At 72.0% G+C, this 19,943-nt stretch carries 20 protein-coding genes; 13 read left to right on the forward strand and 7 right to left on the reverse strand.

Annotated features, from left to right (window positions below; genetic code table 11):
* Positions 1–10 precede the first annotated feature (10 nt).
* Complete coding sequence (locus ACYVJJ_RS09155; RefSeq protein ID WP_460832912.1) at positions 11–379, reverse strand: response regulator; 369 nt, start codon at positions 377–379, stop codon at positions 11–13.
* A 108-nt stretch (positions 380–487) separates the two neighbouring features.
* Entirely contained in the window at positions 488–1,738 is a 1,251-nt protein-coding gene (locus tag ACYVJJ_RS09160; protein WP_460832914.1) for a TIGR03862 family flavoprotein, read from the reverse strand.
* A 118-nt stretch (positions 1,739–1,856) separates the two neighbouring features.
* Between ACYVJJ_RS09160 and ACYVJJ_RS09165 the strand changes: the two genes are divergently transcribed.
* The 4 genes from ACYVJJ_RS09165 to ACYVJJ_RS09180 are packed head-to-tail and all read left to right on the forward strand — an operon-like array spanning position 1,857 to position 3,775.
* Entirely contained in the window at positions 1,857–2,000 is a 144-nt protein-coding gene (locus tag ACYVJJ_RS09165; protein ID WP_460832916.1) for a hypothetical protein, read from the forward strand.
* 59 nt (positions 2,001–2,059) lie between these two features.
* Positions 2,060–2,398, forward strand: a complete 339-nt coding sequence (locus ACYVJJ_RS09170) for a hypothetical protein (RefSeq protein WP_460832918.1) — start codon at positions 2,060–2,062, stop codon at positions 2,396–2,398.
* A gap of 54 nt (positions 2,399–2,452) precedes the next feature.
* Positions 2,453–3,193, forward strand: a complete 741-nt coding sequence (locus ACYVJJ_RS09175) for a sulfurtransferase (RefSeq protein WP_460832919.1) — start codon at positions 2,453–2,455, stop codon at positions 3,191–3,193.
* Between the two features lie 60 nt (positions 3,194–3,253).
* Complete coding sequence (locus ACYVJJ_RS09180) at positions 3,254–3,775, forward strand: pyridoxamine 5'-phosphate oxidase family protein (RefSeq protein WP_460832921.1); 522 nt, start codon at positions 3,254–3,256, stop codon at positions 3,773–3,775.
* Between the two features lie 471 nt (positions 3,776–4,246).
* Here ACYVJJ_RS09180 and ACYVJJ_RS09185 read toward each other — a convergent pair whose 3' ends face one another.
* On the reverse strand, positions 4,247–6,427 hold the full coding sequence (locus ACYVJJ_RS09185) for a DEAD/DEAH box helicase (RefSeq protein WP_460832923.1): 2,181 nt from the start codon (positions 6,425–6,427) through the stop codon (positions 4,247–4,249).
* A 181-nt stretch (positions 6,428–6,608) separates the two neighbouring features.
* On the opposite strand from ACYVJJ_RS09185, the gene ACYVJJ_RS09190 reads away from it, so the two are divergent.
* From ACYVJJ_RS09190 to ACYVJJ_RS09200, 3 genes are all read left to right on the forward strand, one after another.
* Positions 6,609–8,174, forward strand: a complete 1,566-nt coding sequence (locus ACYVJJ_RS09190) for a protein adenylyltransferase SelO (RefSeq protein ID WP_460832925.1) — start codon at positions 6,609–6,611, stop codon at positions 8,172–8,174.
* 228 nt (positions 8,175–8,402) lie between these two features.
* Entirely contained in the window at positions 8,403–9,077 is a 675-nt protein-coding gene (locus tag ACYVJJ_RS09195) for a DUF5666 domain-containing protein (protein WP_460832926.1), read from the forward strand.
* A gap of 22 nt (positions 9,078–9,099) precedes the next feature.
* Positions 9,100–10,977 carry an ATP-binding cassette domain-containing protein gene (locus ACYVJJ_RS09200; RefSeq protein WP_460832928.1) on the forward strand — a complete coding sequence of 626 codons (1,878 nt, stop codon included), beginning with the start codon at positions 9,100–9,102 and terminating at the stop codon, positions 10,975–10,977.
* 515 nt (positions 10,978–11,492) lie between these two features.
* On the opposite strand, the gene ACYVJJ_RS09205 is transcribed toward ACYVJJ_RS09200, so the two are convergent.
* Genes ACYVJJ_RS09205 through ftsY form a run of 4 tightly spaced genes read right to left on the reverse strand, consistent with a single transcriptional unit; the run spans position 11,493 to position 15,580 of the window.
* A complete protein-coding gene (locus tag ACYVJJ_RS09205) occupies positions 11,493–11,762 on the reverse strand; it encodes an oxidative damage protection protein (protein WP_460832930.1) in 270 nt (89 codons plus the stop codon).
* 1 nt (position 11,763) lies between these two features.
* Entirely contained in the window at positions 11,764–12,828 is a 1,065-nt protein-coding gene (mutY, locus tag ACYVJJ_RS09210; protein WP_460832932.1) for an A/G-specific adenine glycosylase, read from the reverse strand.
* Positions 12,825–14,087: an AsmA family protein gene (locus tag ACYVJJ_RS09215; RefSeq protein WP_460832934.1), complete on the reverse strand. Its 1,263-nt coding sequence runs from the start codon at positions 14,085–14,087 to the stop codon at positions 12,825–12,827. The genes mutY and ACYVJJ_RS09215 overlap by 4 nt, the downstream gene beginning before the upstream one ends.
* Complete coding sequence (gene ftsY, locus ACYVJJ_RS09220; RefSeq protein ID WP_460832935.1) at positions 14,084–15,580, reverse strand: signal recognition particle-docking protein FtsY; 1,497 nt, start codon at positions 15,578–15,580, stop codon at positions 14,084–14,086. The genes ACYVJJ_RS09215 and ftsY overlap by 4 nt, the downstream gene beginning before the upstream one ends.
* A gap of 63 nt (positions 15,581–15,643) precedes the next feature.
* On the opposite strand from ftsY, the gene rsmD reads away from it, so the two are divergent.
* The 6 genes from rsmD to ACYVJJ_RS09250 all read left to right on the forward strand — a co-directional run bounded on the left by rsmD (position 15,644) and on the right by ACYVJJ_RS09250 (position 19,929).
* The gene (rsmD, locus tag ACYVJJ_RS09225) at positions 15,644–16,267 is read left to right on the forward strand and encodes a 16S rRNA (guanine(966)-N(2))-methyltransferase RsmD (RefSeq protein WP_460832937.1); all 624 of its coding nucleotides are present in this window, start codon (positions 15,644–15,646) and stop codon (positions 16,265–16,267) included.
* 5 nt (positions 16,268–16,272) lie between these two features.
* The gene (coaD, locus tag ACYVJJ_RS09230) at positions 16,273–16,770 is read left to right on the forward strand and encodes a pantetheine-phosphate adenylyltransferase (protein ID WP_460832939.1); all 498 of its coding nucleotides are present in this window, start codon (positions 16,273–16,275) and stop codon (positions 16,768–16,770) included.
* 19 nt (positions 16,771–16,789) lie between these two features.
* Positions 16,790–17,284, forward strand: a complete 495-nt coding sequence (locus ACYVJJ_RS09235) for a hypothetical protein (RefSeq protein WP_460832941.1) — start codon at positions 16,790–16,792, stop codon at positions 17,282–17,284.
* A 241-nt stretch (positions 17,285–17,525) separates the two neighbouring features.
* Entirely contained in the window at positions 17,526–17,789 is a 264-nt protein-coding gene (locus ACYVJJ_RS09240) for a YfhL family 4Fe-4S dicluster ferredoxin (RefSeq protein ID WP_460832943.1), read from the forward strand.
* A complete protein-coding gene (gene ggt / locus ACYVJJ_RS09245) occupies positions 17,789–19,528 on the forward strand; it encodes a gamma-glutamyltransferase (RefSeq protein WP_460832945.1) in 1,740 nt (579 codons plus the stop codon). The genes ACYVJJ_RS09240 and ggt overlap by 1 nt, the downstream gene beginning before the upstream one ends.
* Positions 19,529–19,665: 137 nt before the next feature.
* Complete coding sequence (locus ACYVJJ_RS09250) at positions 19,666–19,929, forward strand: WGxxGxxG family protein (RefSeq protein WP_460832947.1); 264 nt, start codon at positions 19,666–19,668, stop codon at positions 19,927–19,929.
* Positions 19,930–19,943 lie beyond the last annotated feature (14 nt).

The following is a 19,943-nucleotide window of genomic DNA, read 5'->3' on the forward strand; positions in this document are numbered from 1 at the left end:
GTCGCGGTCCTCAGGCGGTGACTTCGCCGAGGACGCGCGCGAGCGTCTCCCGGTCGATCGGCTTCTGCAGGTAGCTCTTCGCACCCATGCGCAGGCACTGCTCGATGTCATTCTGCGCACCGAGGGAGCTGAGCACGATCACGCGGGCCGCCGGATCGAGTTCGAGGATGCGCTTGAGCGCGGCCTTGCCGTCCACCTTGGGCATGACGAGGTCGAGCAGGACGACGTCCGGCTTGAGCGCGAGGTATTGCTCCACAGCCTTGACGCCGTTGTCGGCCTCGCCTGCGAGGGCGTAGCCGCACGCGTCCAGCTGCTGGCTGGTGAGCATGCGCAGCGCGCGGGAGTCGTCGCACAGCAGGACGGTCGGGCGGGCAGTCATCTCGGGGCTTCCTGTTCTCGCGCGGCGGTCCGGCGCGCGCGTGCCGCGGCCGCCCCTCCGGCGGCCCACGGAACGGATATCGGCGGGCGGAGCGGGGCCTTGAGGCTGTCAGCCCGAATGTCGCGCCTGCGTCCATGCGGCCGCGGCGCGGCCCGCACGGAGGCCGCTCGCGAAGCAGGCCGTGAGCAGGTAGCCGCCGGTCGGCGCTTCCCAGTCGAGCATCTCGCCCGCCACGAACGTGCCCGGTCGATCGCGGAGCATCAGGTCGTCGCCGAGCGCCTCGAGCCGTACGCCGCCGGCGCTGCTGATCGCCTCGTCGATGGGGCGGGGCGCCTGCAGTTGCAGCGGCAGGCGCTTCAACGTGGCCGCGAGCCGCGCCGGGTCCTCGGGCAGCGGCGTGCCGAGGACCTCGTGCAACAGGCCTGCCTGCACGGCCGACAGCCGGCCGTTGCGACGCAGGTGCTCACCGACCGACCGCCGGCCACGCGGGCGACGCAGGGCGTCGGCGATCGCCGCGGTGGACCGCCCGGGCACGAGGTCGAGACGGAGGACGACGGACCCGTCGCGGTCGATGGCGTCGCGCAGGTCAGCGGACAGCGCGTAGACCAGGCTGCCCTCGATGCCATAGCTGCTCACGACGCATTCGCCCTGCAGCGCCCGCTCGTCGCCGGCGGCGTCGGTCCAGTGGGCCACCACGGGCTTGAGCGGCGTGCCCGCGTGGCGGGCCGCGAAGTGCGGCGTCCAGTCGATCTCGAAGCCGCAGTTCGCCGGTCGCAAGGGCGCCATGTCCACGCCCTGTGCCGCGAACGGCGCGACCCACGTGCCGTCCGAGCCGAGCTCCGGCCAGCTCGCGCCACCGAGCGCGAACACCGTGGCCGCGGCGCTCACCGCGCGCGGGCCCTCCGGCGTCTCGAAGCGGTGCGCGGCGCCGTCCCAGCCGGCCCAGCGGTGGTGGACGTGGAAGCGCACGCCGGTATCGCGCAGGCGGCGCACCCAGCCACGCAGCAGCGGAGCCGCCTTGCGGTCGAGCGGGAAGACGCGCCCGGAGGTGCCGACGTAGGTATCGACGCCGAGCCCGCGCGCCCAGTCACGCAGCGCGTCGCCGTCGAAGGCGTCGAGCCAGCGGGCGACCTCCGCCGCGCGCTCGCGGTAGCGCGCGTCGAACACAGGCCTCGGCTCGCCGTGGGTCAGGTTCAGCCCGCCCTTGCCCGCGATCAGGAACTTGCGCCCGACCGAGCCTTTGGCCTCGAAGAGGTCGACCTCCACCCCGGCCGCGCGCGCGACCTCGGCGGCCATCAGGCCGGCGGGGCCACCGCCGATCACGGCGATGCCGGGCAGGGATATGGGATCGGCAGGCATCGGCGGCGCGCAGGCGTGGGGCGCGCATGATGCCGCCCCGCGCCGCCGCGCGCACCGCGTCACGCCACCCGCGACGGTTCTCGGGCAGCATGCGTCGGACCCCGAACGCGGAATGCCCATGAGCTGGATCGTCATCGCCCTCGCGCTGCTCGCGCTCTACCTCACGTTCAAGGCGGTGGGCCTGTTCGTGAAGCTGGCGATCTGGGCGGTCGTCCTGATCGCCGCCTGGTACGTCATCGGGCCGCAGCTCGGCCTCGGCTGATCGCGGCGCATGCCGCGGTCGGTTAGAGTCGGGGCCACTTCGCCGGCAGGGGGCCGCGCATGAACTGGCATGTCTATCTGGTCGGTCCGATCGACTACGGCTGGCACCACCTGCGCACCGTCCGCGAAACGCTCGAGGCCTTCGCCGTGCCCTGCGAGGGCAGCGACCCGCGCGAGGGCGTCGACACCGCGGCGACGCTCGACTTCCTGCAGCGCTGGGAGTCGGCCAAGGAAGCCGCGCTCGCGGCCGGCTGGGACGGGCATTTCCGGTTGGAACCGCGCGTGCTGTGGCTGCCGCAGCCGCTCGAGATGGCCTACGGGTTCGTCTTCAAGCAGGACCACAACGGGGCGACGTACGTGATCTCACGGCACCCGCTGCCGCACCTGGAACCGGCGTAGCGCAGCGTTGACCGACGCCACGGCGTGGCCGGAGCCCGCACTTACAATGCCGCCATGCTGCTCAACGTCGCCGCCTATCACTTCGTCCGTCTGGACGCGCCCGAGCATATCGCCGGGCGCCTGCGCGAGGCTTGCGAGGCCGGTGGCGTGCGGGGGACGGTGCTGGTCGCCCCCGAGGGCGTGAACCTGTTCCTCGCGGGCGAGGCCGCCGCGGTCGAGGCCGTTCTGGCGCTGCTCACGGACGATGCCCGATTCGCGCGCCTCGAGGTCAAGCGCAGCTGGAGCCGCGCGCAGCCGTTCGGACGGCTGAAGGTCAAGCTCAAGCCCGAGATCATCACGTACCGGCGTGATGGCACCGCGCCGCTGGAAGGGCGTGCGCCGGCAGTCGACCCGGCCACGCTCGCGCGCTGGATCGAGCAGGGCCATGACGACGCCGGGCGCCGTCTCGTCCTGCTCGACACGCGCAATCGCGAGGAGGTCGCCCATGGCACCTTCGCCGGCGCGCTCACGCTGCCCATCGACAACTTCACCGACCTGCCGGCGGCGCTCGAGCCGCATCGCGAATCGCTCGCCGACGCCACGGTGGTGAGCTTCTGCACCGGGGGCATCCGCTGCGAGAAGGCCGCCCTGCACCTGCAGGCCGACGGGATGGCGAACGTCCTGCAGCTCGACGGCGGCATCCTCGGCTACTTCGAGCGCGTCGGCGGCTACGGCTACGCGGGGCGCTGCTTCGTCTTCGACGGCCGCGTGGCGCTCGATCCCGCACTCGCGCCGCTGGTCGACGACGGGGCCTGACGCTTCACCGCGCGTTGCCCGCCGCTGGGGTCCGATAGGCGCCTTCCACGAGGAGCCCCCATGGACCGCCACGACCCGACCTTCCACACCCCCGACCGCGAAGCCGGCCTGGAAAAGCTCCGCGAGCTGATCAAGGGCATGCACGTCGCGATGCTGACGACCCAGGCCGAGGACGGCCGCCTGCTCAGCCGTCCGCTCGGCACGCAGGGCGTCGAGCGCGACGGCGACCTCTGGTTCGTCACCGGCTTCGACAGCGAGAAGGTGCGCGAAATCGAGGCGAATCCGCAGGTCAACGTCGCCTATTCGTCGAAGGACAAGAACACGTACGTCTCGATCGCCGGTCTGGCGGGCATCACGCGCGACCGCGCGACCATCGAGGCGCACTGGACGCCCGCGATGTCGATCTTCTTTCCCGACGGGAAGGACGACCCGAACCTCTGCATGCTGCGGGTGCAGGCGCAGAGCGCCGAGTACTGGGACGGCCCGGGCTCGGCGGCCGGCAAGGCGCTGTACTTCCTGATGACCGCGGTCAACAAGAACCCGGGCAACCTCAGCGAGAACGTGCGTCTCGACCTGCAGTAGGGATAGGCGCGCAGCGTGCCCCGCTATCCGCAGAAGGCGAGGCGCGCGTGCACCTGGGCGGGTCGGGGTACGCAATCCGCGCGGCGGACGCGGAACGGGACATGCCGTGAGCACGCTGTAGCGCGCACGGCACGTCCTCGTCCGGGATGAAGCCGCCGCTCTGCGGAGAGTCCCTAGGGTCGAACATCCATTGCACGCGCCATCCCGCCTGACGGATCGCGTTACGTCCGCGTCGCCACGGCAATACCGGGGGCTGCAGCCAGCAGATCGCGCGGCGAAGGAGGGCCCGCTGCAAGCGCTTCGTTTGCAGCATCCGCGTGACGTAGCGCCCGCTGCTCGGCGGCACCCTGGACCCGGTGATGTCGCGCCGGATGGATCGCCTCGCGCGGCACACCTCGGAAGGCAGCGTTCCGGCGTCACGGTCTTCGCGGCGACGTCGTCCGCCGCGGAGCCCGGGTGATCGCGCCTCGGTCAGCGATCCCGACGGGGCGGCCGGCCGGCGAAGCCGCCGCCGGGCGGCCCGCGACGCGGACCGTCGCCCGGACCGCCACGGCGCGGTCCGTCGGATCCGGGGCCGCTACGCCGCGGCGGTGCGCCGTTGTCGCGGCTGATGCGCAGCTGCTGGCCGGCGACGCGCACGCGTCGCAGGTGCTCCATCACCTCGTGCGGCATGCCCTCGGGGAGGTCGATCAGCGTGAATGCGTCGCGGATGTCGATGCGCCCGATGTAGCGGCTTTCCAGGTCCGCTTCGTTGGCGATCGCGCCGACGATGTTCCCCGGCTTGACGCCGTGCTGGTGGCCGACCTCGATGCGGAAGGTCTCCATGCCCGACTCGGGCGCAGTACGAGGCGCGCGCTCGCGTAGGCGCTCGTCGAAGCCACGCTCGCCGTCGTTCCGTGGCGGGCGCGGTGCACGGTCTTCGAAGCCCGCGCCGGCATCGCGCGGAATCGATGCGCCGTGCTCACCGCGGGGGCGATCGTGCCCCTGCCGCGTGCCCTGATACTCGCGTGGCGCATACGGATGCGACGTGGCGTGGTCGGCCGGAGCACCCGGTCCGCGCTCGATGCGGGGCCGCTCGACGCGGGCATCGGCGCCGGGACGTGGCGCATCGTGGTGGCGCGGGCGCTCCGTGCGCATTTCGCCCGAGGCGCCGCCGCCTTCGTAAGGGCGCGCATTGCCGCGTGCACCGCGGTCCGCGAAGCGGTCGTCGCGCGCCGGGCGGTCGAAGCGCTCGCCGTGCGGCCGGCGATCGTCACGGCCGTGGCGCTCGACGCGGCCGCGGTCCTCACGTGGCGCGGGGCGCTCGCGCAGCGGATCGTTCGCGGTCGGCATCAGCAAGGGCGACTCGCCCTGGAGCAGGCGGGCGAGCGCGGCGGCGATCTCGACCGCCGGCACGTTGCGCTCGTTCTCGAAGCGCTCGATCAGCTCGCGATAGGTGCCGAGGTCGGCCGCTTCCAGCGCTTCCGAGATGCGCGTGAGGAAGCGATCCACGCGGCGCTCGTTCACCGCCTCGATGCTCGGCGCCTCCATCGGCTCGATCGGCTGGCGCGTGGCGCGCTCGATCGCGCGCAGCATGCCGCGCTCGCGGGGCGTCACGAACAGGATCGCCTCGCCGGTGCGACCCGCGCGGCCGGTGCGGCCGATGCGGTGCACGTAGCTCTCGGTGTCGTATGGGATGTCGTAGTTCAGCACGTGCGTGATGCGATCGACATCGAGACCCCGTGCGGCCACGTCGGTCGCCACGAGCACGTCGATGCGGCCGTCCTTGAGCTGCTGGACGATCTTCTCGCGCTGGGCCTGCTGCACGTCGCCATTGAGCGCCGCCGCGGCGATGCCACGTGCGGCGAGCTTCTCGGCGAGCTCCTCGGTGGCGATCTTGGTGCGCGCGAAGACGATCATCGCGTCGAACGTCTCGGCCTCGAGTACGCGCGTGATGGCGTCGAGCTTGTGGTGGCCGCTGACCGACACGAAGCGCTGGCGGATGTTCGCGGCGGTCGTCGTCGTCGACTTGATCGCGATCTCGACCGGATCCTTCAGGTGCGTCTGCGCGATGCGGCGGATCGGCGGCGGCATCGTCGCGGAGAACAGCGCGACCTGCCGCGTGGGTGGGGTGGCGTCGAGCACGGCCTGCACATCGTCGATGAAGCCCATGCGCAGCATCTCGTCGGCTTCGTCGAGCACCAGCACCCGAAGCTCCGAGAGGTCGAGCGTGCCGCGCTTCATGTGGTCGATCACCCGCCCGGGGGTGCCCACGATCACGTGCACGCCACGCTTCAGCGCACTCAGCTGCGGCGCATAGCCCTGGCCGCCGTAGATCGGCAGCACCTGGAAGTCGGGGAGGTAGGTCGCGTACTTCTGGAAGGCCTCGGCGACCTGGATCGCGAGCTCGCGCGTCGGCGCCAGCACGAGCGCCTGCGGCTTGCGGCGGGTCGGGTCGATCTTCGCGAGCACGGGCAGGGCGAAGGCGGCCGTCTTGCCGGTGCCCGTCTGCGCCTGGCCGATGACGTCGCGGCCCTCGAGCAGCGGCGGAATCGTGGCGGCCTGGATCGGCGAAGGCGTCTCGTAGCCGACATCCGCGAGGGCGCGCAGCAGTGGTGCGCCCAGCGCGAGGTCGGAAAAGGTCGGGGGCGTGGGAGCGGAATCGGCGCTCATGCGGGCTCGGGACGACGCGCCGGGCGGGCCGGACGGGGGCGGCAGTGTAGCCGTTCGCCCTTCAATGGCCTGTCGACCCGCGTGCGGCCGGTTCGACGGCGGCTTCAGGCGCGGGGGCTAGCATGCCGACGATGCAGACCATCGATACACACCGCGACGCAGGCATCGGCCGGGCCGCCCCATGAGCCTTGCGGGCCTGCATTTCGACAATCGCTTCGTCGCCGAGCTGCCGGGCGATCCGCGCGAGGACGGCGGCCGCCGCCAGGTGCACGGCGCGGTGTGGTCGAGGGTGGCGCCGACGCCGGTGGCCGCACCCCGCGTGCTGGCGGTGTCCCGCGAGATGCTTGCGGCGCTCGGGCTGTCCGAATCCGACGCGGCGTCGCCGGGGTTCGCCGAGGTCTTCGGCGGAAACGCACTGCTGCCGGGCATGCGGCCGTATGCCGGCAATTACGGCGGGCACCAGTTCGGCCAGTGGGCGGGGCAGCTCGGCGACGGCCGCGCGATCACGCTCGGCGAGGTCGTCAACGCCGCCGGCGAGCGCTGGGAGCTGCAGCTCAAGGGGGCAGGCCCGACGCCGTATTCGCGCACCGCCGATGGCCGCGCGGTGCTGCGCTCGTCGATCCGCGAATTCCTGTGCAGCGAGGCGATGCACCACCTCGGCGTGCCGACAACGCGTGCGCTGAGCCTCGTCGCGACCGGCGACGCGGTGGTGCGCGACATGTTCTACGACGGCCACCCGGCGCCGGAGCCGGGCGCGGTGGTCTGCCGCGTGGCGCCATCGTTCATCCGCTTCGGCCACTTCGAGCTTCCCGCCTCGCGCATGGACCTCGAGCTGCTGCGCCGCCTCGTCGGCTTCTGCATCCGGCGCGATTTCCCGCACCTCGACGCCGACGCCCCCGACGCGGTCGGCACATGGTTCGGCGAGGTGTGCGAGCGCACCGCGGTGATGGTCGGCCACTGGATGCGCGTCGGCTTCGTGCATGGTGTGATGAACACCGACAACATGTCGATCCTTGGCCTGACGATCGATTACGGCCCGTATGGTTGGATCGACAACTTCGACGCGGACTGGACGCCCAACACGACGGACGCGCAGCGGCGGCGCTACCGCTTCGGCCAGCAGGCGGCGGTCGCCTACTGGAACCTCGGGCGCCTCGCTGGGGCGCTGGCACCGCTGTCTGAGGACGTGGCACCGCTGCAGGACGGCCTCGCGCGGTACGTCGCCGCCTACGAGGCCGCCGAGCGCGGCAACGTCGTGGCCAAGCTCGGCCTGCGCGGCTTCGAGGAAGGCGACCTCGAACTTATGGAAGACCTCCAGGCCTGGATGCAGGCGACCGAGGTCGACATGACGCTGTTCTTCCGGGGGCTCGGCGAACTCGACCCGGCGAACGCGCCGCCCGATGCGCTCGAGCCGGCGTTCTACGACGCCGCCAAGCGCGCCGAAGGCGAGCCGGCCCTGCGGGCCTGGCTTGCGCGCTATGCCGCGCGCATTGCACGGGACGGCGGCGATCCGGAGGAACGGCGGCTGCGCATGCACCGCGCGAACCCGCGCTACGTGCTGCGCAACTACCTCGCGCAGCAGGCCATCGATCGCGCGGCGGGCGGCGATGCCTCGGGCATCGCCGAGCTGCTCGACGTCATGCGGCGCCCGTATGACGAGCAGCCGGGGCGAGACGCCTTCGCCGCGCGCCGGCCGGACTGGGCGCGCGTCAAGGCCGGGTGCTCGATGCTGTCCTGCAGCTCCTGAGCCGCGCGGCGCTTGCTGCGGGTTTGCGGCGCGATGGTGCCTCCTGCCGCCGGCGACAGGTGCGTATCGGGACCCGAACGGCGCATTCGCCATTCGCGATCCGCGATCCGCGGTCGGCGCCGCGCGTGCCCATCGACGTCGCCGCCCGGCAGCCGGGCGACCTCATCACGCACACCGTCGCTTCACCGGCGTCGGCGGAGGCTCGCGGGAAACTGTGGAGTCGTCACCATGCGAACGTCCCTCCCGCGCGTCGTGCGCGTCGTCCTTGCCACGCTGCTCCTGGCTGTCCTCACGGCGTGCGCGACCGGCTATCCGGGCGCGGGCGGCCCCTACGGCGGCTATCCCGACCGTGGACAGACCGGTCGCGACGTGACCGGCAGCGTGGACGGCTTCGATCCATCGACCGGTCGGCTGTGGATCACCACCGACGGCTACGGCAGCTACGGCAGCCGGGTGGAACTCCAGCTCGACCGCGCCACGCGTACCTACTACGGCGGCCGCGAGGTCGATGCGTCGGGCCTCGAGCGCGGCGACGTGGTCCGCGTCCAGGTCGACGACGACGGGCGCCAGCTGCGGGCGCGCACGATCGAGGTCCTGCGCAATGTGCGCGACGGCGGCGCCTCGCCCGGCTACGGCGGCGCGTATGGCGCGCCGGCCGCGCTGGAAGGCGCGGTCCGCCGCGTCGATCTTGGTCGGGGGCTCCTCGAGATCACCCGCGGCGGATACGCCGGCAGCGTGGAGCGCGTCTACTTCGACGGCCGCACGCGCTTCGACTACCGCGGCCAGCCGGTGCGTCCGGAGCAGCTCGAGAGCGGCGACCTCGTGCGCATCGACGGGCGCCCGTCGCAGGACGGCTGGTACGCCGACACGGTCTGGGTGACCGTCGACGCCCGATCGCGCTGACCGCGCGCCGTACAATGGTCGGATGCCCCTGATCACTCTCCAGGCGGTCGACTTCAGCGTCGGCGGCCCGCTCCTGCTGGACGCCGTCCAGCTCTCCATCGACCCCGGCGAGCGCATCGCGGTCATCGGCCGTAACGGCGCCGGCAAGTCCACGCTGCTCAAGCTCATCGCCGGCGAGCTCACGCCCGACGACGGCGAGATCCGCTGCGAGGACGGCGTGCGTGTCGCCCGGCTCGAGCAGGAAGTGCCTGCGAACACGGCCGGCGACGTCTTCGACGTGGTCGCCGGCGGGCTCGGCGAGCAGGGCGCGCTGCTCGCGCAGTTCCACCACCTGATGCACGACGAGGCTGCAGACCCCGCCGCGATGGCCGACGTGCAGGCCCGCATCGAGGCCGCAGGCGCCTGGTCGCTCGACCAGCGCGTGACCGAAACGCTGACGCGCCTCTCGCTCGACGGCGACCTGCCATTCGCCGGGCTTTCCGGCGGCATGCGGCGCCGCGTGATGCTGGCGCGCGCGCTCGTCTCTTCGCCGGACGTCCTGCTGCTCGACGAGCCCACCAACCACCTCGACATCGAGTCGATCGACTGGCTCGAGGGCTTCCTCAAGGGCTGGCGCGGCACGCTCGTCTTCATCACCCACGACCGACGCTTCATGCGTGCGCTCGCCACGAGGATCGTCGAGATCGATCGTGGGGCGCTCACCAGCTGGCCGGGCGACTTCGACAACTACCTGCGCCGTCGCGAAGAGCGCCTGCACGCCGAAGCGCAGGAGAACGCGCGCTTCGACAAGCTGCTCGCGCAGGAAGAGGTCTGGATCCGGCAGGGCATCAAGGCCCGCCGCACCCGCGACGAGGGCCGCGTGCGTCGCCTGAAGGCGATGCGCGACGAGCGCGCGCAGCGGCGCGACCTCACCGGTCGGGTTCGCATGGAGACCGCGAATGCCGATGCGTCCGGCCGCAAGGTCATCGAGGCGAAGGACGTCTCCGTGGCGCTCGGCGGGCGCTCGCTGCTCACCGCGTTCTCGACCACGATCTTCCGCGGCGACCGCATCGGCCTGATCGGCCCCAACGGCAGCGGCAAGACCACGCTGCTGCGCACGTTGCTGGGCGAGCTCGCCCCGGACGCGGGCGAGGTGCGCACCGGCAGCGGCCTGGAGATCGCCTACTTCGACCAGTACCGCGCCACGCTGCGCGAGGACTGGAACGCGATCGAGAACGTCGCCGAGGGCCGCGAGTTCATCGAGCTCAACGGCAAGCGCAAGCACGTGATCGGCTACCTGCAGGACTTCCTGTTCACGCCGGAGCGCGCGCGTGCGCCGATCACGCGCCTTTCCGGGGGCGAGCGCAACCGCCTGCTGCTCGCACGCCTGTTCGCCCGCGCCTCGAACCTGCTGGTGATGGACGAGCCGACCAATGATCTGGACGTCGAGACGCTCGAACTGCTCGAGGAACTGCTTGGCGACTACCCCGGCACGCTGCTGCTCGTCTCGCACGATCGCGACTTCCTCGACAACGTCGTGACATCGACGCTGGTGATGGAAGGCGAGGGCGTCGTCGGCGAATACGTCGGCGGCTACAGCGATTGGCTGCGCCAGCGCGCCGCGCCGCGCGCGGACTCCAAGCCGAAGGCTGCCCCAGCGGCGATGGCGTCGGCGTCGACCACCGCTGCCGCACCGGCCCCGAAGCGCAAGCTCAGCTACAAGGAATCGCGCGAGCTCGAGCAGCTGCCCGCGCGCATCGAGGCGCTCGAAGCACGGCTCGCACTGCTCACCGAGGCGCTCGCCGACCCGGCGTTCTACCAGCGCGACCCAGGCATGATCACCGCGCACAATGCGGAGATGGCCAACGCGCAGTCCGAGCTCGATGCTGCGTACGCGCGCTGGTCTGAACTCGACGCCTGAGCCCATGGACCGCCGGCTTGCATGCATCGCCGCCGTGAGGCTCGTCGCGCTCGCGGCGGGCATCCCGGCATGGCACGCCGCACGCTCGTAGGCCTAAACGACGGGCAGCGGGCGCTCGCCGTTGGCCATACGGTGACCGTGGACGACGCGAGCACGATCATTCCCACCCGGCGCGGGAAGGGCCGTCGACCGGCACTTCCCCGCGCCGATGATGGAGCTGTCGTTCGGCGATGCCCGCGGCCGCGAGGGTCGACGGCCGGAACCAAATGGCGTGGCTCGTCGTGCCGCAGGTCGGGTTTTCGCTGCTGTATTTCGCCGTTGGGCCGGAGCGCATGCTGCAGTGGAGGGCTCCGTGCCCGCCGCGGCTTGACGTCGCGCAGGCGCGGGCACTCATCGACGATTGCGAGCGCGACCCGGCAAACGTCGCGTGCGTGCTGTGGGTGTGGCCGCGATCACGCGCGACGATGGGGCCCACGCCCCGAGCGGTCGGCTGCCGTCGCGCTGGCGCCAGGTGATCAGACGTCCGGCGTATAGCCGGGTGCCGCGTCCGCGCCGCCGCCGAACAGGAACTTCTCCATCTGCTCGGCGAGATACGCGCGGTGCTGCGGGTTCATCGGCGACAGCCGGTTCTCGTTGATCAGCATCGTCTGGTGCGCGAGCCACGCCGCCCACGCCTGCTTGCCCACCGAGGCATGCACGCGGCGCCCGAGCTCGCCCGGCCAGGGAATGTAGTCGAGCGCTTCGTCCTCGCGGCCGAGCCAGGCGCAGTCCACGGTGCGGGGCATGTCAGGTCTCCAGGAGGCGTTCGAGCAGGCTGCGGACCGGCGCCGGGATGCCGAGCCCGGCGATCGCGGCGCGATCGACCCAGCGCATGTCGTCATCGGCGACCGCGGCCGGCGTGCCGGTGGCATGCAGGCGCGGGCGCAGGGTGAGATGGTAGTGCGAGAAGCCGTGCTGCACGTCGTCGAGCCACATGAGCTCACGTGCCGCCACCGCATGGCGCGCGAGCCACGCATCGGCGGCGGCTTCGTCGTCGAACTGGGGCAGTGACCACAGCGAGGCCCAGACGCCGACAGGCCCACGACGCTGCAACAACAGGCGGCCTTCGGCATCGCGCAGCGCTAAGAGCACCGCCGAGCGCCGCGGCAACACCTTCGCTGGCCGCGGGGTGGGCAACTCGCCCTGTCGGCCTTCGAGCCGCGCGACACAGATGTCCTGCAACGGGCAGATGACGCAAGCGGGGCGGCGCGGCGTGCAGAGTGTCGCGCCGAGGTCCATCTGCGCCTGCGTGTAGTCCGCGATGCGCGCGTCCGGAAGTGCCGGGTCGTCGACATGCTGCTGCGCGAAGGTCCACAGCCGGCGCTCGACAGCCGGCGTGCCGGGCCAGCCTTCCACCGCATGCACGCGCGCGAGCACGCGCTTGACGTTGCCGTCGAGGATCGCGTGGCGGTCGTTCCAGGCCTGCGCGGCGATGGCGGCCGCCGTGCTGCGGCCGATGCCGGGCAGCGAGGCGAGCGCGGCCACATCGCGCGGCAGCTCGCCGCCGTGGCGCGCCATGCACAGTTGCGCCGCCGCATGCAGATTGCGCGCGCGGGTGTAGTAACCGAGGCCCGACCACAGTGCGAGCACGCGGTCCAGCGGCGCGTGCGCGAGCGATGGCAGGTCGGGCAGGGCGTCGACGAAGCGATGGAAGTACGGGATCACCGTCGCGACCTGCGTCTGCTGCAGCATCACTTCCGACAGCCAGACGCGGTACGGCGTGCGCGGATGCTGCCACGGCAGGTCGTGCCGGCCGGATGTATCGAACCAGGCGAGCAGGCGCGTTGCGAACGACGGCGTTGCATCCGTCACGGCGTGACCGTCACTTCGACGCCCTCGAGCGTCGCACCCGGAATCTCGAGCCGCGGCGTCGACACGCGGCCGGCGATCGGCGGAATCGGCGTGCCGCCAGGCGGCGCGTCGATCCATTCGAGCACGTCGGGCAGGCGGAACGCCCCGTCGAAGACCGAGCGACGATCGCGCAGTTCGAGATCGGTGCGGCCCGAAAAGTCGATCGGTCCGGTGTACGCGAGGTGCATCGGCAGGGGGCCGCGCGGCCGGCCCAGGGGCTCGGGCAGCGCAGGCCAACGCGACGGCCAGCGCGCGAGCGCGCCATCGGCCTCGATCGTGAGCGCGCGGGACCAGGTGATGCGTCCTGTGGCGTCGAGGTCGGGTAGTTCCCGGCCCTGCCGAAGCGCGATGCCGATCGGCTCCAGCACGAGGCCGTCCTCGAAACGCGCCCGCCCGGCAAGGCCGAAGGCGAACGGCAGGCGCGTCGCCGCCTTCGCGTAGTGCGCCCGCGCGCCCAGGCGCAGCCCGTGGAGCGTGAGCTGCCGATCGAGCTGCGGCCGCCCCGAAAGCCGGACGTGCATCGGCAGCCTCCAATCGGGCCGTTCCACCGTCACGCCGCCCACCACACCGAGTCCCGCGCCCGCTTTCGGACGCATGACCGTGGCGCGCACGTCGAAGGGAATCCGCGTCGTCCCGGCGACGACGCGCCCGGCCGCATGCACCCGCAACGGACGATCGGGCGCGAGCTGCGGGACGTCGAGGTCGACGCCTTCGAGCTGCCACCCGTCGGCGACGAGCGACCCGCCGCGTACGACGAAGCCGTCGGTGAGGCGCGGCACGCGGCTTTCAGTGGACTTCGGGCGCGTGGCGAGCCAGCGCTGCAAGGCGGCGAGATCGATCTCCGGGCGGTCGAGCTCGACGCGATGCACCACGAGGTCGCGCCCGCGCGATCGCAACGTGGTCCACGGCAGCGCGAGGAGGATGCGCTTCGCGCGCAGCACGGCGGTTCCATCACCGGGGCGCTTCGCCACGACGTCTCGCAGCACCAGTTGCGGACGGCCACGCAGCGTGTAATCGGTCACGCCTGCCGCAGTGATCTCGAGCCCGAGTGCGCGGCCGGTCTGCGCGAGCACGAGGCGCGCGACCTGCTCGGGGCGCGACGCCCAGCGCGCGAGCCCTGCGATCGCACCGATGATGAGCACCACGACGAGCAGGACGACGCGACGCCGCGAGCGGCGCTGCGGCGCGCGGAGATCGAGGTCGTCGTCGCCGGCGGTCATCCGCCGCCCAGCGACTCCGGCAGCAGCGCGTCGACGAAGGCGGCGGCGTCGAAGACGCGCAGGTCCTCGGGGCGCTCGCCGATGCCGGCGAAGCGGATCGGGATCCCGAACTCGCGGGCGAGCGCGAAGACCACGCCGCCCTTCGCCGTGCCGTCGAGCTTGGTGACGACCAGACCCGTCACCCCGACCGCGGCATGGAACTGGCGCAGCTGCGAGAGCGCGTTCTGGCCGGTCGTGCCGTCGATCACCAGCAGCACCTCGTGCGGCGCGGCCGCGTCGAGCTTCTGGATCACGCGTCGGATCTTGCCGAGCTCCGCCATCAGGCCCTGCTGTGTATGCAGGCGGCCGGCGGTATCGGCGATCAGCACCTCCGTGCCGCGCGCCTTCGCCGCCTGCAGGGCATCGAAGGCGACCGACGCCGCGTCGGCATTCTGCCCCTGCGCGACGACCTGCACGCCGTTGCGCTCGCCCCAGGCCTGCAGCTGCGCGACCGCTGCGGCGCGGAACGTGTCGCCGGCGGCGAGCATCAGCGTGCGGCCCTCGTCGCGGAAGCGGCGCGCGAGCTTGCCGATGGTCGTCGTCTTGCCGACGCCGTTCACGCCGATCGTCAGGATCACGAACGGACGCACGCCGCGGTCGATCACCAGCGGCTTCGCCACCGGTTCGAGCATGGCGAGCAGGTCGGCGCGCAGCGCGGCCAGCAGCGCGTTCGCATCGGCGAATTCGCGGGCCTTCATGCGCCGGCGCAGGCGCTCCACGAGCTCCGTCGTGGCGGTCACGCCGACGTCCGCGGTGATCAGCGCTGTCTCGATCTCGTCGAGCAGGTCGTCGTCGAGCTTCGGGTTGCGCGCGAACAGGCCGGTGATCGAGCGCGTGAGCGCATTGCCACGCAACCGGTCGAGCCAGCCGCGCCGTCCGGCCGCAGCGGCAGGCGCGGTGCTGCCCGAATCGAGGTCGGCGTTGTCGCCCTGGGCGGCCGGAGGCGCCGGTGTGAACGGTTCCGGCGCCGATACGTTGGCGCTCGCAGGGGCGGTGGCCGAGGCATCTACCAACGGCGTCTGCGAGGCTGATGCGTCGGAATGCGCGACTGCCGCCGGGGCTGAGGCCGCAGCAGGGGCGCGTCCAAGGAAGGCGTTGACCGCCCGTGTGCTCGCCGACTCCGCGTGCTCGATCGCGACCCCGGGCGGGGTGGGTGGAACGGGCGACACGACCGGGGTCGCGGCCTCGTGCACCGGGGTGCCGAACGCGGTGAACTCGAGCGCGGGCGCGTCGGAAGGCGGAGGAACCGGCGGATCGGCATCGACCGGCGCGTCGGGCTGGGTCGCAGGACGAAGCGCGGATTCGGTCTCCACGACCGACGTCGCGGCGTCGTCGTCCGCAGCCACGCCCGGCGCATCGGGCTGCTGCGCGCCGGGGAACGCGGCGGCCAGCTCTTCGACCGAGAGGCGGCGCTCGCTCCCGTCAGGCTTCTTGCGTCGGAAAAAACCCAGCATGGCGCGCGTCGGAATGGGGGAAAATGGGCGCGACATGCTAGCACCGGCCCAGCCCCGCCCCCGATGAACAGCCCGCACGGCAGGATCCGAATCATCGGCGGCCACTGGCGCGGGACGCGCCTCGACGTGCCTGCCTCGCCCGGGCTTCGGCCCACGTCCGACCGCGTGCGCGAGACGCTGTTCAACTGGTTGATGCCGTACCTGCCGGGCGCCCGGGTGATCGACGTCTTCGCGGGCACCGGCGCGCTGGGGCTCGAGGCCCTGTCGCGTGGCGCGGCCGAGGCGGTGCTGCTCGAGCGCGATCCCGCGCTCGCCGCCGCGCTCGCCTCCACGCTCGCGCGCCTTCCGGATGCACAGGGCGGACGCGTGGTGCGCAGCGATGCGCTCGCCTGGCTGGGCACGTATGCCGGCGCGCCCTTCGACATCGCCTTCGTCGACCCGCCGTTCGGCGCATCGATGTGGCGCGACGTTTGGCCGGCGCTCGCCCCCCGGCTGGCGCCGGGGGCGCTGGTGCACGTCGAGGCGCCGCACGGCGCCGATGCCGCGGTGCCGGCCGACTGGTCGCTGCATCGCGAGGGTCGAACCCGCGAGGTCCGGCATGCGCTCTACCGCGTGCCGGCCGCATCGGCGCCCGCTGCTACACTCGGCCCCGACCGGGCGGCCGGGGAGCCGCCCACAGCACAGTGAGCCCGATGAGCGCGGCCCGACACCGCACCGCCGTCTACCCCGGCACGTTCGACCCGATCACCAACGGTCATATCGACCTGGTGGACCGGGCCGCGCCGCTGTTCGATCGCCTGATCATCGGCGTGGCCGAAAGCCCGTCGAAGGGGCCGTCGATCCCGCTCGACGTGCGCGTGGGCCTCGCCCGCGAGGCCGTCGCGCACCACCCCCACGTGGAAGTGCAGGGCTTCGACTGCCTGCTCGCGCATTTCGTGCGCGACATCGGCGCCGGCGTGCTGCTTCGCGGCCTGCGCGCGGTGTCGGACTTCGAATACGAGTTCCAGCTGGCGAGCATGAACCGCCATCTGATCCCCGAGGCCGAAACGCTGTTCCTCACTCCCGCGGAGCAGTACGGCTTCATCTCTTCATCGCTGGTACGCGAGATCGCCCGCCTCGGCGGGGACGTCTCGGGCTTCGTGCCGCCGGCGGTAGCCTCCGCGCTGCAGGCCCACTGGCAGCGCAACTGACGAACCCACCGAGGACATCATGAAGACCACCCACCTGCTGCTCGTCGCCGCGCTGAGCCTCCCGTTCGTCGCCGGCTGCAAGAAGGACGAGGCGCCGACCACGAACGCCGCGACCCAGAAGGCCGCCGTCGCCAAGCCGACCAGCAACGACGAGAACGCCTGGAACGCGTACCTGACCGACGTGATCCAGCGCAATGCCGACGGCGCGCTGAGCATCTACGGCTACACGCTGCCCGCGGCCGACTCCCCGGACTTCCAGGGCGCCTACGACCGCCAGCTCGAGAAGGCGCTCGGCGACGTGCAGCGCGGCGGCGTGGAAGGCACGCTGCTCGCGTTCGGCTCGCCGGATTCCGCGAAGAGTGCCGATCTGGCCGCCGCCGCGTTCGCGAAGGCCGCACCGAGCTCGATGAAGGGCGTGAAGGTGCTGTTCGTCGGCGATGCCGCCGACCAGGCGCGCGTCGAGGCGGCGGTGAAGCCGTCGGGCGCGACGTTCCAGTTCGTCGAAGCCAAGTAATCCCGCGCCACCGCGGTCCTGCACGGCCGGCGAACTGCCGGCCGTGTTCGTTTCCGGTGCCCGGCGCCATGCCGTCGCGGGCGACGCTTCGGCCCACTCTCGGCCGCCTGCGGTCGCTGCGGGCCGGCGGCGCCTTCGCGGCGCCGGGCGTCCCGGCAACGGAAGCCGGCGTATCGCCCGCGTCAGCATCGCGACGGCGGACAGGTGCGACAATGAGGACCCGGCTCGAAGCCCGGCCTCCATGTCGCTCAAGATCAACGAACTCTGCGTCAACTGCGACGTCTGCGAGCCCGCCTGCCCGAACCAGGCGATCTCGCAGGGCGAGGTCATCTACGTGATCGATCCCGCGCGCTGCACGGAGTGCGTCGGGCATTTCGACGAGCCGCAGTGCGTGGTGGTGTGCCCGGTCGAATGCATCGACCCGGACCCTGCGATTCCCGAATCCCGCGACGAGCTGCTCGCCAAGGCCATCCGCCTGGCCGGCGGCTCGCTGGAGCCTGCCTGATGCGCCTCGTGCCGACCGTCGCCGTCGTCGTACTTTCGCTCGGATTCGTCCTGCCTGCCGCGGCGAAGGACACGCGCCGCGTGGACGCCCGCCCGCCCACCGCAGTCATCGCGAGCGCGCATGCGCTGGCGACCGACGCCGGCCTCGAGGTGCTGCGCGACGGCGGGAATGCGTTCGACGCCGCGGTGGCGGTGTCCGCCGTGCTCTCGGTGGTCGAGCCGGTCAGCTCGGGCCTCGGCGGCGGCGGCTTCTTCCTGCTGCACGACGCCCGGCGCGGGCGCGATGTCTTCGTCGATGCACGCGAAGTGGCGCCGGCATCGGTCACGCCGGAAAGTTATCTCGACGCCAGGGGCGCGCTCGATCGGGATCGCGCCACCAACGGCCCCTGGTCGGCCGGCATCCCGGGCCTGCCGGCCGCGTTCGTCCATCTGGCCGGCAAGTACGGGCGCCTGCCGCTCGCGAAATCGCTGGCGCCCGCGATCCGCATCGCGCGCGACGGGTTCCCGGTCTACGAGCGGCTCGCCGACGGCTACCGCAGCCGCGCGAAGGTGATGGAGCGCTACGCCGGCACGCGCGAGGTCTTCCTCGCCGACGGCGATGCGCCCGAAGTCGGCGAGTTGCTGGTGCAGCCCGATCTCGCGCGCACGCTCGAGGCGCTCGCCAAGCACGGCTTCGACGGCTTCTACCGCGGCGACGTCGCGCGCCGGCTGCTCGAAGGAGTGGAGGGTGAGGGCGTGCGCTGGACCGCGCAGGATCTCTCCGGCTACCGCGTCAAGGAGCGCGAACCGCTGCGGTTCGAATACGACGGCTGGCAGGTGGTGACGGCGCCGCCGCCGTCGTCCGGTGGCATCGCGCTCGCGCAGATGCTGCAGATGCTCGAGCCGTGGGACCTCGCGAAGCTCCCGGAGGCGCAGCGCGTGCACCTCACCGTCGAGGCGATGCGCCGCGCATACCGCGACCGCACGTTCTATCTGGGCGATCCCGATTTCGTGCGCGTGCCGTCGACGCTGCTCGCGAGCGCCGAATACGCCGCGGGCCAGCGCTCCACGATCCACCCCGAGAAGGCGACGCCGAGCGCGATGCTGTCCGGCGCGCCGACGCCGCTCGAAGACGAGGAGACCACGCACTTCTCGATCATCGATGCCGAGGGCAATCGCGTCGCGGCCACGCAGACCGTCAACCTCACCTACGGCTCGGGCTTCATCCCGCGCGGCACGGGCGTGCTGCTGAACAACGAGATGGACGACTTCGCGTTGCGCCCGGGCACGCCGAACGCCTTCGGCGTGATGGGCTACGAGGCGAACGCACCGAAGCCCGGCAAGCGCATGCTGAGCTCGATGACGCCGACGTTCCTCGTCTCCGACGAGAAGGTGGCGGTGCTCGGCACGCCCGGTGGCAGCCGCATCATCACCATGGTGCTGCTCGGGATCCTCGGCTATGCGGACGGCCTCTCGCCGCAGCAGGTCGCGGCGCTGCCGCGCTACCACCACCAGTGGCTGCCGGATGCGGTGCAGACGGAGACGTCGGCGCTGCCGGACGCGACGCTCGCCGCGCTTCGCGCGATGGGCCACACGATCGCGACTCCGCCGGCGGCGACCGACGGCCGCGGCTCGAGCCATGTCTGGGGCAACCTGCAGACGGTGCAGTGGGACCGCGCGAAGGGCACGGTCGAAGGCGGCAGCGATCCGCGCAATCCCGTGGGGACTGCTCGAGTGCTCGAGCCACGGCGGACCCGGTGAGCGGCGCGTCGGTGTCGTCGCGACGTGAGGCCTTGCTGAGCGTTTCCTACAGCCGTTGACGTGACTGTCCCTCCGGGGGCTCTAGGTTTGGAACGCGACGCAGGTCGCACTTTTCGAACCGACTGGAGACCCCACGCATGAAGAAGACCCCCGCCACTACCGCACTCGCGCTTTCGCTCTTCCTCGCCACGGCGGCCGCGCCGGTTCTCGCGCAGGACGCCAATGACGGCCGCGCCGATCGCGCCGATGCCGTGGACACCCGCGACGACGACGACGGCTTCGACTGGGGCCTTCTCGGTCTCCTCGGCCTGCTCGGCCTGATGCCGCGCAAGCGCCACACCGTTGTTCACCACGACACGAATCGCACCGGGACGACGGGTACGACCGGCACCAACCGGTAATCCGCGCCCATCGG

It is taken from the genome of Lysobacter humi (ex Lee et al. 2017) (genome assembly GCF_054781815.1).

Excerpts from the sequence above, each read along its gene's own strand:
- ACYVJJ_RS09215 (WP_460832934.1), bottom strand. The coding sequence starts at position 14,087 with ATGACCGCCGGCGACGACGACCTCGATCTCCGCGCGCCGCAGCGCCGC.
- ACYVJJ_RS09170 (WP_460832918.1), top strand. The coding sequence starts at position 2,060 with ATGAACTGGCATGTCTATCTGGTCGGTCCGATCGACTACGGCTGGCAC.
- ACYVJJ_RS09155 (WP_460832912.1), bottom strand. The coding sequence starts at position 379 with ATGACTGCCCGCCCGACCGTCCTGCTGTGCGACGACTCCCGCGCGCTG.
- ACYVJJ_RS09190 (WP_460832925.1), top strand. The coding sequence starts at position 6,609 with ATGAGCCTTGCGGGCCTGCATTTCGACAATCGCTTCGTCGCCGAGCTG.
- ACYVJJ_RS09250 (WP_460832947.1), top strand. The coding sequence starts at position 19,666 with ATGAAGAAGACCCCCGCCACTACCGCACTCGCGCTTTCGCTCTTCCTC.
- ACYVJJ_RS09200 (WP_460832928.1), top strand. The coding sequence starts at position 9,100 with ATGCCCCTGATCACTCTCCAGGCGGTCGACTTCAGCGTCGGCGGCCCG.
- ACYVJJ_RS09235 (WP_460832941.1), top strand. The coding sequence starts at position 16,790 with ATGAAGACCACCCACCTGCTGCTCGTCGCCGCGCTGAGCCTCCCGTTC.
- ACYVJJ_RS09160 (WP_460832914.1), bottom strand. The coding sequence starts at position 1,738 with ATGCCTGCCGATCCCATATCCCTGCCCGGCATCGCCGTGATCGGCGGT.
- ACYVJJ_RS09205 (WP_460832930.1), bottom strand. The coding sequence starts at position 11,762 with ATGCCCCGCACCGTGGACTGCGCCTGGCTCGGCCGCGAGGACGAAGCG.
- ftsY (WP_460832935.1), bottom strand. The coding sequence starts at position 15,580 with ATGCTGGGTTTTTTCCGACGCAAGAAGCCTGACGGGAGCGAGCGCCGC.
- ggt (WP_460832945.1), top strand. The coding sequence starts at position 17,789 with ATGCGCCTCGTGCCGACCGTCGCCGTCGTCGTACTTTCGCTCGGATTC.
- rsmD (WP_460832937.1), top strand. The coding sequence starts at position 15,644 with ATGAACAGCCCGCACGGCAGGATCCGAATCATCGGCGGCCACTGGCGC.
- ACYVJJ_RS09185 (WP_460832923.1), bottom strand. The coding sequence starts at position 6,427 with ATGAGCGCCGATTCCGCTCCCACGCCCCCGACCTTTTCCGACCTCGCG.
- ACYVJJ_RS09165 (WP_460832916.1), top strand. The coding sequence starts at position 1,857 with ATGAGCTGGATCGTCATCGCCCTCGCGCTGCTCGCGCTCTACCTCACG.
- ACYVJJ_RS09240 (WP_460832943.1), top strand. The coding sequence starts at position 17,526 with ATGTCGCTCAAGATCAACGAACTCTGCGTCAACTGCGACGTCTGCGAG.
- ACYVJJ_RS09180 (WP_460832921.1), top strand. The coding sequence starts at position 3,254 with ATGGACCGCCACGACCCGACCTTCCACACCCCCGACCGCGAAGCCGGC.
- ACYVJJ_RS09175 (WP_460832919.1), top strand. The coding sequence starts at position 2,453 with ATGCTGCTCAACGTCGCCGCCTATCACTTCGTCCGTCTGGACGCGCCC.
- ACYVJJ_RS09195 (WP_460832926.1), top strand. The coding sequence starts at position 8,403 with ATGCGAACGTCCCTCCCGCGCGTCGTGCGCGTCGTCCTTGCCACGCTG.
- coaD (WP_460832939.1), top strand. The coding sequence starts at position 16,273 with ATGAGCGCGGCCCGACACCGCACCGCCGTCTACCCCGGCACGTTCGAC.